Annotated in this window: 13 protein-coding genes and 1 riboswitch; of the genes, 10 read left to right on the top strand and 3 right to left on the bottom strand. The window is 44.6% G+C overall.

The window, feature by feature from the left end:
* Window positions 1-21: 21 nt before the first annotated feature.
* Together HC965_RS07920 and HC965_RS07915 are read right to left on the bottom strand one after the other, a co-directional pair.
* Entirely contained in the window at window positions 22-708 is a 687-nt protein-coding gene (locus HC965_RS07920) for a glycine zipper family protein (RefSeq protein WP_191030991.1), read from the bottom strand.
* A 25-nt stretch (window positions 709-733) separates the two neighbouring features.
* Window positions 734-3106: an ATP-dependent helicase gene (locus HC965_RS07915; RefSeq protein ID WP_191030990.1), complete on the bottom strand. Its 2373-nt coding sequence runs from the start codon at window positions 3104-3106 to the stop codon at window positions 734-736.
* A 146-nt stretch (window positions 3107-3252) separates the two neighbouring features.
* On the opposite strand from HC965_RS07915, the gene HC965_RS07910 reads away from it, so the two are divergent.
* From HC965_RS07910 to HC965_RS07865, 10 genes are all read left to right on the top strand, one after another.
* The gene (locus tag HC965_RS07910; RefSeq protein WP_191030989.1) at window positions 3253-4992 is read left to right on the top strand and encodes an RHS repeat protein; all 1740 of its coding nucleotides are present in this window, start codon (window positions 3253-3255) and stop codon (window positions 4990-4992) included.
* 76 nt (window positions 4993-5068) lie between these two features.
* Entirely contained in the window at window positions 5069-5686 is a 618-nt protein-coding gene (locus HC965_RS07905; protein ID WP_191030988.1) for a superoxide dismutase, read from the top strand.
* A gap of 147 nt (window positions 5687-5833) precedes the next feature.
* Window positions 5834-7816 (top strand): HAMP domain-containing sensor histidine kinase, encoded by a 1983-nt coding sequence (locus HC965_RS07900; RefSeq protein WP_191030987.1) that lies wholly within the window; start codon window positions 5834-5836, stop codon window positions 7814-7816.
* Between the two features lie 55 nt (window positions 7817-7871).
* A riboswitch (TPP riboswitch) is annotated at window positions 7872-7965 on the top strand.
* Window positions 7966-8025: 60 nt separating this feature from the next.
* Window positions 8026-8226 (top strand): sulfur carrier protein ThiS, encoded by a 201-nt coding sequence (gene thiS / locus HC965_RS07895; protein WP_191030986.1) that lies wholly within the window; start codon window positions 8026-8028, stop codon window positions 8224-8226.
* Window positions 8227-8230: 4 nt separating this feature from the next.
* The gene (locus HC965_RS07890; RefSeq protein WP_191030985.1) at window positions 8231-8848 is read left to right on the top strand and encodes a thiamine phosphate synthase; all 618 of its coding nucleotides are present in this window, start codon (window positions 8231-8233) and stop codon (window positions 8846-8848) included.
* Window positions 8849-8880: 32 nt separating this feature from the next.
* Complete coding sequence (locus HC965_RS07885) at window positions 8881-9657, top strand: thiazole synthase (protein ID WP_191030984.1); 777 nt, start codon at window positions 8881-8883, stop codon at window positions 9655-9657.
* Between the two features lie 34 nt (window positions 9658-9691).
* A complete protein-coding gene (thiC, locus tag HC965_RS07880; RefSeq protein WP_191030983.1) occupies window positions 9692-11383 on the top strand; it encodes a phosphomethylpyrimidine synthase ThiC in 1692 nt (563 codons plus the stop codon).
* Between the two features lie 100 nt (window positions 11384-11483).
* Window positions 11484-12608 (top strand): 2-iminoacetate synthase ThiH, encoded by a 1125-nt coding sequence (gene thiH / locus HC965_RS07875; RefSeq protein ID WP_191030982.1) that lies wholly within the window; start codon window positions 11484-11486, stop codon window positions 12606-12608.
* A 4-nt stretch (window positions 12609-12612) separates the two neighbouring features.
* Window positions 12613-13305 (top strand): HesA/MoeB/ThiF family protein, encoded by a 693-nt coding sequence (locus HC965_RS07870; protein ID WP_191030981.1) that lies wholly within the window; start codon window positions 12613-12615, stop codon window positions 13303-13305.
* Between the two features lie 61 nt (window positions 13306-13366).
* Complete coding sequence (locus HC965_RS07865) at window positions 13367-13975, top strand: thiamine phosphate synthase (protein ID WP_167965486.1); 609 nt, start codon at window positions 13367-13369, stop codon at window positions 13973-13975.
* A gap of 102 nt (window positions 13976-14077) precedes the next feature.
* On the opposite strand, the gene HC965_RS07860 is transcribed toward HC965_RS07865, so the two are convergent.
* Window positions 14078-14650 (bottom strand): porin family protein, encoded by a 573-nt coding sequence (locus HC965_RS07860; protein ID WP_191030980.1) that lies wholly within the window; start codon window positions 14648-14650, stop codon window positions 14078-14080.
* Window positions 14651-14810: the final 160 nt, after the last annotated feature.

Here is a 14810-nt window from a genome sequence, read left to right as displayed (position 1 = left end):
CGGACTATTATCCCTTTAAATTCAGCGCTGTGTAGGCAAAGTAAACTCTTGCGAATCGCAAATGATCCCATTCTCGTCCGCCACTGCTACACGGAATGTCACTTCACCATCTTTCAGCCTTTCGCCTGCATGGATAGAGGCTGTATAACGGATACCTTCACCCGGAAGAATCTCCTCTATCATAACGGAAGGAGAAATGCCGATATGTTTCACTTTACCAACGGTTTCTACCACAGGAACAACGTCATAAACAGGTCTACGCCCTTCATTCATAACTTCAAAAATAATTTTGCTGTTCTCTCCCCCATCAATCACATGATTGCGATTATCATCAATAAAACGGATTCTGCGCAGCTTCAATTGAGAGATAGGTTGCTGAACCTGTGGTTGTTTCTTGTATTTCTGAACACGGACTTCACGCACTTCGGGAACATAGGCATCGTCTTCAATCTGTTCCTGTCTCGGTGCTGTCAACGCACTTCCTATTGCCGCACCGGCAATGGTTCCTACAATATTTCCGATAGCAGAGCCACGGTAACCACCTCGCCATCCACGATTATTATCCCCGACAAGTCCACCTATCGAACTCCCCAAACTGCCACCGATAGAAGCACCTGCCACGATAGCTCCCGGATTTCCCATACGCCCCGACGCACATCCACTCAAAATCAAAGCGGAAAGCAAAAATACTGTTAGTTGTTTCTTCATGAACCTCTCTATTTAGTGTTATTATCTATTCTACCACTTTAAAACGAGCAAAACGCAATAATAGTTGCTTGTCACCCGCATTTTTAAAATGAATGGTTGCTTTCGCATTGTCTCCCGTTCCTTCCACTTTTATGACTTCTCCGAGTCCGAAACGCTCATGTTCTATCATTTGCCCGGCTTGTACACCTGCTACCGATGCCGAACCGGAAGATGCCGCCTGAGTTCCCCCACTGCTGCCTACCGTACTTACCTTCTTCAGGTTTCTTGGTACACTGGGAGCTATTATCTGCGCCTTTGGCCGTTCACGCTGCCCGGAAGAGGAACTTCCGAAAGACGTACGCGACGGAGAAGCAGAACGGGTAAATCCGCCTTCTATCTCTCTGCGGAAACGTCCCGCACCCTCATCAACCGAACGGCTGACTCCCGATTCATGCGGCATCTTCAAGAAATCAATATCAATATCCCGCAAGAAACGGCTGGGACTTCCAAACTCCATCTTTCCGTAACGGAAACGGGTTTTGGCAAAAGACAGATAACAATGTTCCTCGGCACGGGTAATGGCTACATAGAACAAACGGCGCTCTTCTTCCAATGCCCGGGGTGAATCACCCACCATACCGCTAGGGAACAAGTTTTCTTCCAACCCGACCACAAACACGTTTTTAAATTCCAATCCCTTGGCGGAATGGACTGTCATCAAAGTAATCTTCTCTCCATCATCCGCTTTATCGGAGTCCTGGTCGGTAAGCAGGGCAATCTCTGAAAGGAAATCGGTAAGGGAAATGTTCGGATTACCTTCTTCTTGCCGCAAAGCGCAGAAGTCATTCATACCATTCACCAATTCTTCTATGTTTTCCTTACGACTCAAATTCTCCGGAGAAGTGTCCTGGCAAACATCATTGATAATGCCGGACTGACGGATGATATCTGTTCCTATCTCGTAAGCGTTCTTATCCGCCTGGTCGGTAATAAAACCTTCTATCAATTCACGAAAACCCTGAAGTTTCGTATGCGTCCCTTTGTTGATATTCAGTCCGTAGCTTAACGGTTCGCAGAGCGCCGCCCACAGGCTGACTCCATTATCGGTAGCTGCCGATATTATTTTGCCGACAGTCGTATCTCCGATACCACGGGCAGGATAATTGATGATACGCTTGAACGCTTCTTCATCATTCGGATTCACCACCAACCGGAAATAAGCGATAACGTCTTTTATCTCTTTTCGCTGATAGAAAGAGAGTCCGCCATAAATCTTATAAGGCATTGTCCGCTTCCGAAGAGCTTCTTCAAAAATACGACTCTGCGCATTCGTACGATACAGAATGGCAAAGTCTGCATAGCCGTAATCGTGCTCCCGGCGTAATTCGGCTATCTTATTAGCCACAATATCACCTTCTTCCACATCACTGTATGCCTGGAACACGCCGATAGCTTCTCCTCTCTCCTTCTCGGAAAATACAGCTTTTCGTATCTGACGCTCATTCTTCTCAATCAGGCTGTTGGCAGCGCAGACAATGGTTTGCGTGGAACGGTAATTCTGCTCCAGTTTAAAGACTTTCGTATCGGGATAGATTTTCGTAAAATAGAGAATATTGTCAATATCCGCTCCACGGAAGGAATAGATACTTTGCGCGTCATCTCCTACGACACATACCCGCTGGTTTTCCTTCGTCAGTTGCAGGACGATGCTATGCTGGGCATAGTTGGTATCCTGATACTCATCTACGAGCACATAACGGAACTGGTCACGGTAGCGTGCCAGGACTTCCGGGAAGTCACGGAACAGGATATAGGTATATACCAGCAGGTCGTCAAAGTCCATAGCTCCCGCCTGGCGGCATCTTTCCCAATAACGGGTATAGATATCACGGATGGCAGGCATTTTAGCAGCCATATCGCCTTCATAGGCTTCTTTATTGGCAGCATATCCCGTAGGAGTAACCAAATGATTCTTGGCATTGGAGATGCGGGATTGCACGGCGCCCGGTTTATAGGTCTTTTCGTCAAGTCCCATCTCTTTGATGATGGAACGGAGCAGGCTTTTACTGTCCGCCGTATCATAAATGGTAAACTGGGAGGTAAATCCGATATGTTGCGCTTCGGCACGAAGGATACGGGAGAAAATGGAATGGAAAGTCCCCATCCACAGATAACGTGCCCGTTCCATACCTACCTGGCGGGCAATACGCTCTTTCATCTCACGGGCTGCCTTATTGGTAAAGGTCAGCGCGAGGATGTTCCACGGATTGTAACCGTTCTCCAGCAAATAGGCGATTTTATAAGTCAATACGCGCGTCTTTCCCGAACCCGCACCGGCTATCACCAGTGAAGGTCCGTCATTGTAAGTCACTGCTGCACACTGACTCTCGTTCAATTCCTCTATATAATTGGTACTCATAACAGCATTATAAAAACAATGTGGTTTTTTAACAAACCCTTGGCATTCAAATTTGTTCTCAATGCAAAAGTATAATATTCATTCGAGAATGAAGGTATTTTTATGATTTTTCATCACTAACTATTTTAACCTAACCCCCAAAAGCAATGAAAAGAAGTATATTTTTATCGATTATTTTGAGTTTAAGCCTGTTTGCCTGTATTCCACAGGCCATGGCACAGAAACAGAGCCGTCTGGAAAAACTGCTCAGGTATCTGAATGACAACGACGCTGACAAATGGCAGAAGAACCGCGAAAAGGTAGATGACGAAACGCAGTCGTATTATGCCGAGGAACTGGCTTTACTGGATGTTCTCAACGGATTGTGGAACAAGCAGAGCGAACAGGCTGCCACCGACTATTTCGGATGTTACGAGAAAGCCGCCAAAGCCTATTTCCCCAACATCTGCGATGAGGAGAAGATACAGCTTTCCAACGTGCAGAACAAAGCGGAGCAATCTATCGTCTATATTTTAGAGGCTTCGAAGGATCAGATTCCTTTTAGCCGGACACTGATGGACAGTATCCGTTCAAGCGGTTATCCCGCAGATTCCGCACTGGTGCAGAAGTTACGGGATATCCGCGAAATGGCACTGCTGGAAGGTATGCTGAAAGCACCTGCGCCCGGCATCTATCAGACGTATATGACCGAGTATCCGAACGGAAAATTTATCTCCCAGGTCAATGCCGCCGAGAACAAACGGCTTTATCAGATTGTGAAAAAGAATCCGACACCGGAGAATTTCAAAGCTTTCTTTGATAATCCCGCCATGCAAAAGTTCTTCACGGATACGGATACCCGCCCGTTCCTGGGTGAAGTGCAAGCGTTATACGACAATTACCTGTTCCATAGCATTGACAGCTTACGGGAAGGGGGAAATGCAACGGCTATCCGGCAAATCATCGACGACTACAAGCGTACTCCTTATCTGAATACCGCAGCACGTACGCATCTGAATGACCTGGAATATCTTAGTGAGAAAGCGGATTTCGAGCTTTTAAAGCCGGCGATAGTCAGTTCCGAATCTCTGAGTCTGTTGCAGGAATTTCTTAGTACGCACAGATACAAGGAATTTCGTGACCAGGCCAATGCGTTACGGACACCGTTTATCCTGCAAACAATCATCTCCACTCCCACTTCCGTGAAATATTATAATGCAGGAAGGCTGATAAAGTCTGCCGAAAACGACAGCACGGGGAATATCTCTACCACTTATTCGTATGACGACAAGGGGCATCTCATCTCCACGTTATCACTAACCATGAAAAACGGGCAGGCAAGCAATGAAATGCAGACAAACAGACTGTACGACCCGCAAGGTCACTGCATCTTTGAGGTACAGACGAATCCGAAGACCAAGACGGACGTTTACCGGCGGACACGCCGTATCGGTGCCGATGGAAGCATCGAGAGCGATTCTCTGAGATATACGGATGGCAGACTCATCATAAGTACTTATGATAAGCAGGGCTTATTAACCGAATCCAAAGAATATAATAAGAACGGAGAACTCCAGGGCTACACCGCAAACAAATATGATGACAAAGGCAGATTGATTGCCTCACAACATCAGAACTTGCTTTTCGCTAATTCGTCCGATCAGATTATTTCACAGAAAGACGCTTATGAATATGACAAGTACGGGTATCTGACGCAAATTGTCTACCAACGAATTTTAGGGAATAATCAGAAAACGTCCGGCTGCCTGACTTGCCTGTACGATAAATACGGTAACCGGATTGATGGAAATTCTTACTATGAGTATGACAATACGGGACAATGGGTCTGCCGCACGAGCCGGGACAACCCGAAAGATATGGAGCGGATACAGTATATTTATAAATAAAAAGAAGATACTGTGAACATTTTGCGGAAGGCTTCTGTTATTATAGTATAACAAGCCAATTAAAACTTGTAACATTATGAATACTATATTAATGTCTTTAATTATGATGACCATGACTTACGAAATGCCTAAACTTCCTTACGCAAACAATGCGTTGGAACCTGTAATCAGTCAGCAAACGATAGATTTCCATTATGGAAAACATCTACAAACGTATGTAAATAATCTGAATAGCCTCGTACCGGGAACAGAATATGAAGGTAAAACGGTGGAGGAAATCGTTGCCGTAGCACCGGATGGAGCTATATTCAATAACGCCGGACAAGTATTGAACCACAATCTGTATTTCCTGCAATTTGCCCCGAAACCTGCGAAGAAGGAACCGGCCGGCAAACTGGGAGAAGCAATCAAACGTGACTTCGGCAGCTTTGAAAACTTCAAGAAAGAATTCAATGCAGCAGCAGTAGGATTGTTCGGTTCGGGATGGGCTTGGTTGTCCGTTGACAAAGACGGCAAACTGCACATCACCAAAGAAGGAAACGGCAGCAACCCTGTACGTGCCGGATTGAAACCGCTTCTAGGATTCGACGTGTGGGAACACTCCTATTATCTGGATTACCAAAACCGCCGTGCCGACCACGTAAACGCCCTGTGGAACATCATCGACTGGGATGTGGTTGAAAAAAGAATGTAACCGGATTTACTGACTAAACTATACTAATGAAAAGGTCGTTGTGATTTTCACAGCGACCTTTTTTCTCACATAAAAAATAAATATTTATTGTATATAAGCTACATTAGTTGTATTTTTGCAGTACTCATATCAGCATAACAAACAATTATGACATTACATAAAGGAAAAAACATACGATTGATTATCGCCATTGCCTTTCTCCTTTTCTTCCCCATTTTCTGCAATGCCGCTACCGCAGAAGAATCTGAGGAAGAAATACTTTTTATCACTTCTTATAATGCCGATACTAAATATACCTACGATAACATCAGTGCATTTATAAAGACTTATACGCAATTGGGCGGAAAATACTCTACCATCGTAGAAAATATGAACGCAACGGATTTAACCCAGGCTCATAAATGGAAAAAGACATTAACCGATATTTTGGACAAGCATCCGAAAGCGAAGTTGGTTGTCCTGCTGGGTGGTGAAGCATGGAGCAGTTTCCTTCATCTCGAAGACGAGAAATACAAGCAGCTTCCCGTTTTCTGTGCAATGGCGTCACGCAACGGCATCCGTATCCCGAACGATTCGATTGATATCCAGAACTACAATCCTCAAAGCATCGACTTAACGGAGAGGATGAAGGAATATAATATAAAATACTGTAACACATACGAATATGACATCAATAAAGATATAGAAATGATGCAGGACTTTTATCCGGAAATGGATAATCTGGTATTCGTATCGGACAATACATACAATGGACTGGCCGAGCTTGCCTGGTTCAAGCAGAACCTGAAAAATTATCCGGAACTGTCGGTCACTTATATCGACGGTCGTATTCATACCATTGATACGGCTGTCAGCCAGCTACGGAATCTCTCTCCAAAATCGGTTATGCTACTCGGCATCTGGCGGGTGGACAACCGTGGAATTACCTATATGAACAACTCCGTTTATGCTTTTTCCAAAGCCAATCCTTTGTTGCCGGTATTCAGCATGACTTCCACCGCCATAGGTTATTGGGCTATCGGAGGATATGTTCCCCAATATGAAGGTGTGGGAAAAAGCATGGGTGAATATGCCTACCAATTTTTAGACCTGGGGAAAACTGATATCAGCAGCATGAATATTCTGCCCAACAGGTATAAATTTGATGCCAACAAGCTGAAAGAATGGGGATTCGAAAACAAGAAGCTGCCTGTCAACTCACTTGTTATCAATCGCCCGATTCCTTTCTTTGTGGCTTATAAGACGGAGGTACAGTTTATTCTGCTCATATTTCTGGTATTGATAGGCGGATTGATGATTTCACTTTATTACTATTACCGGACTAAAACACTGAAAAATCATCTTGAAAGAACGACAGAGCAACTGCGGGAAGACAAAAAGAAACTGGAAGCATCTGAAATCGAACTGCGTGACGCCAAGGAACGTGCCGAGGAAGCCAATCAATTAAAGAGTGCCTTCGTTTCTAACATGAGTCACGAGATACGGACACCGCTGAATGCCATCGTAGGCTTTTCCAGCCTGATTGTTGATTCGGTAGACCATAGCGGAGAACTTCAGGAATACGCGAATATTGTTCAGACTAATTCCAATCTGTTACTCCAGTTGATTAGCGATGTATTGGACATATCACGCTTGGAATCAGGAAAATTGCAATTCAAATATGAGTGGTGTGAATTGATGAATCATTGTCAGAATATGATTACTCTGACGAATCAGAATAAAACGAAAGATGTAAACATCAGTCTCCAGATGCCCAAAGAGCCGTATAAGTTTTATACCGACCCGCTACGCCTGCAACAAATCATTATCAATCTGCTGAATAATGCGTTGAAATTCACACCTGCGGGAGGAAGTATCACGCTGGACTACAAAGTGGACGAGGAAAAGCAATGTATGTTATTCTCCGTAACTGATACCGGTACAGGAATCCCCGAAGAGAAACAGGAACTCGTATTCCAGCGTTTCGAAAAACTGAACGAGTTTATTCAGGGAACGGGACTGGGGCTGGCTATTTGCAAGCTGACTATCCAGTATATGGGTGGTGATATATGGATTGACAAGGACTACAAAAATGGCGCACGATTTGTCTTTTCCCATCCTATCAAAAAACAGGAATCGGCAGAAAAATGAAAAATAATCTGTCGAATTAGTCTTTTTCTGTTTCTTTTTCGCTTACTTTGCCCCTGTAAAGACAAAGGGGTGCCCCATGAGGGGCTGAGATTATACCCTAGGAACCTGAGGCAGTTAGTACTGACGTAGGGATTGTGTTTCTTCTTATCGCCTTTCCATAAAAGCACGCTCTTTGTATTTACTTTCAACTTATTTATTCTGATAGGACAATGAAAGTACAAGTGAACAACAAAGAGGTGGAAATTATTCCTGACTCTACCCTTACACAACTGACAGCACAACTCGAACTTCCGGTTCAGGGTATCGCTATCGCCGTGAACAACAAAATGATTCCCCGCACCGAGTGGGAGCGTTTCATGCTGCATGAGAATGACAACCTGGTAATTATCAAGGCAGCTTGCGGAGGATAAAGTGATGGTCAGTCTACAATTTATCACGCATCAGACCGAACGGTATTCATACCTCGAATCGGCACGTATGGCACTCGAAGGCGGGTGCAAATGGATTCAATTACGCATGAAGGATGCTCCTCTCGAGGAAGTGGAAGCGGTAGCACTGCAACTGAAACCGCTTTGTAAAGAGTATGAAGCTATCCTCATCCTTGACGACCACGTCGAACTGGCCAAAAAGCTGGAAGTGGACGGTGTGCACCTGGGTAAAAAGGATATGCCTATCGACCAGGCACGGCAGATACTCGGAGAAGCCTTTATCATCGGCGGCACGGCAAATACATTTGAAGATGTCGTACAGCATTATCGCGCCGGAGCCGACTATCTCGGCATCGGGCCTTTCCGGTTCACCACTACCAAAAAGAATCTAAGCCCTGTACTGGGTTTGGAAGGATATTCGTCCATCCTTTCCCAAATGAAGGAAGCGAATATCGAACTGCCCGTAGTGGCTATCGGTGGAATCACCAACGAGGATATTCCTGATATTCTCCGCACAGGAGTCAACGGGATTGCCATGTCCGGCACGATTCTCCGGGCGGAAAATCCGGTAGAGGAAACACGAAAAATTCTAAGTAATTCATAAATCAACATCTATAATTCTAAATTCCAAAAGACATGGAAAAGTTAGTAATTGCGGGACGTGAATTTAACTCACGCCTTTTCCTGGGAACAGGAAAATTCAATTCCAATGAAGTTATGGAACAGTCCATTCTGGCTTCGGGCACAGAAATGGTAACGGTTGCCATGAAACGTATCGACATGGACAATAAAGAGGACGACATGCTGAGACATATTATCCATCCGAATATCCAGTTATTGCCCAATACTTCCGGTGTACGTGATGCGGAAGAAGCTGTTTTTGCCGCACAGATGGCGCGTGAAGCGTTCGGTACGAACTGGCTGAAACTGGAAATTCATCCCGATCCCCGTTATCTGCTCCCCGACTCTATCGAGACACTGAAGGCTACGGAAGAGTTGGTAAAACTGGGCTTTGTCGTGTTGCCTTATTGCCAGGCTGACCCTGTGCTTTGCAAACGGTTGGAAGAAGCCGGTGCAGCTACCGTTATGCCTCTCGGTGCTCCGATTGGCACGAATAAGGGATTGCAAACCAAAGAGTTCCTGCAAATTATTATCGAGCAGGCAGGTATCCCCGTTGTCGTTGATGCCGGTATCGGAGCTCCAAGCCATGCTGCTGAAGCAATGGAACTCGGTGCTTCTGCCGTATTGGTAAATACGGCAATCGCCGTTGCCGGAAACCCGGTAGAGATGGCAAAGGCTTTCAAAGCTGCCACCGAAGCCGGAAGACGGGCTTACGAAGCGGGATTAGGACTGCAAGCGGACAACTTTATAGCCGAAGCAAGCTCACCTCTGACTGCTTTCCTGGATAAATAATATGAATGAGTAGCTGACTACTAAAAGAACAATTATGGAACAAAGAATAAAATTTCCCCGCTCTCAAAAAGTATATTTGCCCGGCAAACTTTATCCGAATATCCGTGTAGCCATGCGGAAAGTGGAACAAGTGCCCAGCGTCAGTTTTGAAGGCGAAGAAAAGATTGCGACACCGAATCCCGAAGTATATGTATATGATACCAGCGGTCCGTTCAGCGACACGGATATGAGTATCGACCTTAAAAAAGGTTTGCCACGAATACGCGAAGAATGGATTGTAGGTCGCGGTGATGTAGAACAACTCCCTGAAATTACATCCGAATACGGACGCATGAGACGGGATGACAAGAGTCTCGACCATCTGCGTTTTGAACATATCGCCCTGCCTTATCGTGCCAAAAAAGGAGAAGCTATCACTCAAATGGCATATGCCAAAAGAGGTATCATCACTCCCGAAATGGAGTATGTGGCTATCCGTGAGAATATGAACTGCGAGGAACTGGGAATAAAAAGCCATATCACTCCTGAATTTGTCCGCCAAGAGATTGCGGAAGGACGTGCCGTATTGCCTGCCAACATCAATCACCCGGAAGCTGAACCGATGATTATCGGACGGAACTTTCTAGTGAAAATCAATACGAATATCGGAAACTCTGCTACTACTTCGAGCATTGACGAAGAAGTGGAAAAAGCATTGTGGAGCTGCAAATGGGGCGGTGATACTTTGATGGATCTCTCTACAGGAGAAAATATCCACGAGACACGTGAGTGGATTATCCGCAATTGCCCCGTTCCGGTAGGCACGGTTCCAATCTATCAGGCGCTCGAAAAAGTAAACGGTGTAGTGGAAGACCTGACATGGAAAATCTACCGGGATACTTTGATCGAACAATGCGAGCAGGGAGTGGATTACTTTACGATTCATGCGGGTATCCGTCGCCATAATGTACACCTTGCCGATAATCGTTTGTGCGGTATTGTCAGTCGCGGGGGAAGTATTATGAGTAAATGGTGTCTGGAACATGACCGGGAGAGTTTCTTGTACGATCACTTCGATGATATTTGCGATATTCTGGCAGAGTATGATGTAGCGGTGTCTTTGGGAGACGGACTTCGTCCGGGTTCTATCTATGATGCCAACGATGAAGCTCAGTTTGCAGAACTGGATACGATGGGAGAACTGGTACTTCGTGCTTGGGACAAGAATGTACAAGCATTTATCGAAGGGCCCGGCCATGTTCCGATGCACAAGATTAAAGAGAATATGGAACGTCAGATTGAGAAGTGCCACGATGCACCGTTCTACACACTCGGCCCGTTGGTGACGGATATTGCTCCGGGATACGACCATATCACTTCCGCTATCGGTGCCGCACAAATCGGATGGCTGGGTACGGCAATGCTTTGCTATGTGACTCCGAAGGAGCATCTTGCCCTACCGGACAAAGAAGATGTTCGCATAGGAGTTATCACCTACAAGATAGCTGCTCATGCCGCCGACCTTGCCAAAGGGCATCCGGGTGCGCAGGTACGTGACAACGCACTGAGCAAAGCGCGTTATGAATTCCGCTGGAAAGACCAGTTCGACTTGTCACTCGACCCGGAACGGGCACAGACTTATTTCCGCGCAGGACACCACATCGACGGAGAATATTGTACGATGTGCGGGCCTAACTTCTGTGCGATGCGATTATCACGTGATTTAAAAAAGAGTAAAAAGAAGTGATAAACGGAATAGTGATTAGTGATGAACCTACAAAAAGTCATCACTAATCACACACAGCAACCATTAATCACTAAGCATTAAAAAACTAATCACTAATAAAATGTTCTCTGACGAATTAGAAAAAATATCCTGGGAAGAGACGACAAAAGCCATCTATTCCAAAACTGATGCCGATGTACGCCGTGCATTAAGCAAGAAAGAACATTTGGACGTCAACGACTTTATGGCGCTGATTTCACCTGTCGCCACTCCTTACCTGGAAGTGATGGCACGCCTTAGCCAAAAATATACAATGGAACGGTTCGGCAAAACAATCTCTATGTTTGTTCCGCTCTACCTGACTAATTCATGTACCAATTCCTGTGTCTATTGCGGTTTTCACATCAGTAATCCGATGAAAAGAACGATACTGACCGAGGAAGAGATAATCAATGAATACAAGGCTATCAAGCGATTGGCTCCTTTTGAGAATCTTCTGCTTGTGACGGGTGAGAACCCTGCGGCAGCCGGAGTTCCGTACATCGCCCGTGCACTGGATCTGGCAAAGCCTTATTTCAGTAATCTGCAAATTGAGGTGATGCCGCTTAAGGTGGAAGAATACAAAGAACTGACGGATCATGGACTGAACGGAGTGATTTGTTTTCAGGAGACTTATAATAAGTCAAACTACAAGACGTATCATCCAAGAGGCATGAAGTCTAAATTCGAATGGCGCGTGGATGGCTTCGACCGTATGGGACAGGCAGGTGTGCACAAGATTGGTATGGGTGTCCTGATCGGACTGGAAGAATGGCGGACGGATGTCACTATGATGGCTTATCATCTGCGTTATCTGCAAAAGCATTACTGGAAAACAAAATACAGCGTCAACTTCCCGCGTATGCGCCCGTCGGAGAATGGCGGTTTCCAACCGAACGTAATTATGAACGACCGGGAACTGGCTCAACTGACATTCGCCATGCGTATCTTCGACCATGATGTGGACATCTCTTATTCTACCCGTGAAAGTGCTGAAATCCGGAATAACATGGCTACACTGGGTGTAACGACCATGAGTGCGGAAAGTAAAACAGAACCGGGAGGATATTACAGTTATCCACAAACGCTGGAACAATTTCATGTCAGCGATGAACGGAAAGCGGTGGAAGTGGAACGTGATTTGAGGAAGTTAGGCCGTGAACCGATTTGGAAGGATTGGGACCAGTCTTTCGATTTTAAAAGATAAACGGATGCGGTACGACAGACAAATGATTCTTCCCGAAATCGGTGAAGAAGGTCAGAAGAAGTTGTTGGATGCCAAAGTTCTTATAGTAGGCGTGGGAGGGTTAGGCTCTCCCATCGCCCTCTACCTGGCAGGTGCCGGTGTAGGCCGTATCGGGTTGGTGGATGATGATGTGGTAAGTATCAGCAATCTGCAACGGCAAGTGCTCTATTCCGAGAAAGAACTGGGCAAGTTCAAGGCAGTATGTGCGGCGGAGCGACTATCCGCCCTTAACAGTGAAATTAAGATACAGCCCTACTCTACCCGATTGACCGAGGATAATGCTTTTGATATTATCGGGGAATATAATATGGTTGTGGATGGTTGCGATAACTTCGCCACACGTTATCTGATTAATGATATTTGCATCCAGCAGGGAAAGCCGTATATATACGGTGCCATCTGCGGTTTTGAAGGACAAGTTTCGGTTTTCAATTTCGGGGATCGGAAGAAAAGCTACCGTGATCTCTATCCTGACGAAGAAGAAATGAAGCGGATGCCACCACCGCCAAAAGGTGTAATGGGGATTACTCCCGCCGTCGTAGGAAGCATTGAAGCTACGGAAGTTCTGAAAGTTATTGGCGGATTTGGCGATGTTTTGGCAGGTGAACTATGGACTATTGACTTGCGTACATTGCAATCTAACAAATTTTCACTATAAACGTTGGTTTCTGATATAGTTAATCACTAACTTTGCTAAACAATCCAAGTTAACAAAGGAAATGAAATTAATTGTAGTCACCACACCCACTTTCTTCGTTGAAGAAGATAAGATTATTACTGCTCTTTTCGAAGAGGGCCTGGATATCCTACATCTTAGAAAACCGGAAACTCCGGCCATGTATTCAGAACGATTACTGACTCTTATCCCGGAAAAATATCACCGCCGCATTGTCACTCACGAGCATTTTTATCTGAAGGAGGAATTCAACCTGATGGGGATTCATCTGAATGCACGAAATCCGAAAGAGCCGCATGACTATGACGGACATATCAGTTGCTCGTGCCACTCTGTCGAGGAGGTGAAAAACAAAAAGCATTTCTATGATTATGTCTTCATGAGTCCTATCTATGACAGTATCTCTAAAGTGAATTACTATTCAACATATACTGCCGAAGAATTGCGTGAAGCCCAAAAGGCCAAAATCATTGATTCCAAAGTAATGGCATTGGGGGGTATCAACGAAGACAACCTACTGGAAATTAAAGATTTCGGTTTTGGGGGAGCTGTCGTACTAGGAGACCTTTGGAACAGGTTCGATGCATGTTCGGATCAAAATTATCTTGCTGTAATCGAGCATTTCAAGAAGTTGAAGAAGTTGTCGGATTAAAGAAAGAAGTTTATCGAAATTGATAGTGTACCTTCAATAATATAAGAAAAGCCGTTGCGAATCATCTTCTGCAACGGCTTTCTTTTTCTTTATATCCTGTTATCAGAACTTGTATCCTACAACGATAGAGAAGTTCATGTTTTTAGGATTACCGGCTTTTTGTACATCTACCAAACCGAATTGACCATCCAAACCGGCAATGATTCTTCCGAATTCTAATGCTACTCCTACACCAAGACCTGCATCAAAACGTTTCAAAGCATCATCTCCAAAGGTATCTACTTTACGTTCTGTATTATTTCCTAAATCATGTTTTGTTTTACCAGCAATACCGCAAGCAAAATAAGGACCGGCATTAACAACAAAATTAGTATTATCCGCTATATTAAAACGGGCAGCAGCCATTACCGGTAATTCCAGGTACATTGCATTAACACTATTTCCATCTTTCTTTGCACCTTTTGTTGTCAGAAACAATGAAGGCTGCAGTGACCATGTATCATCAAAAGCATATTCAAAACCACCACCAAGTTTGAAACCAATCTTGGCATTCATATCAGCATCACCTGTGTAATTACTGATGTTCATACCAACTTTGGCATTCCAACCTGCAATTTGAGAAAAACCTGCTACTGAAATCAGCGCAAATAATACAAATAAAACACTCTTCTTCATAATTTTAAAGTTTTAAATTAATATTCAAGGATTATACTTCCTTATTGTTTAACAATACAAATGTATAATTGTAATTCGTATTAAACAACTTTTTCGTTAACAAGTGCATAAATTATAGAGTTTATACATAAAGAAAGGGAATTCCCTATTTTAGAGAACC

This window comes from Bacteroides sp. GM023 (genome assembly GCF_014750685.1).
In the GTDB taxonomy this organism is placed as follows: domain Bacteria; phylum Bacteroidota; class Bacteroidia; order Bacteroidales; family Bacteroidaceae; genus Bacteroides.
Note: the sequence above shows the minus strand (reverse complement) of the source record. Positions and strands in the feature narration are given on the sequence as shown.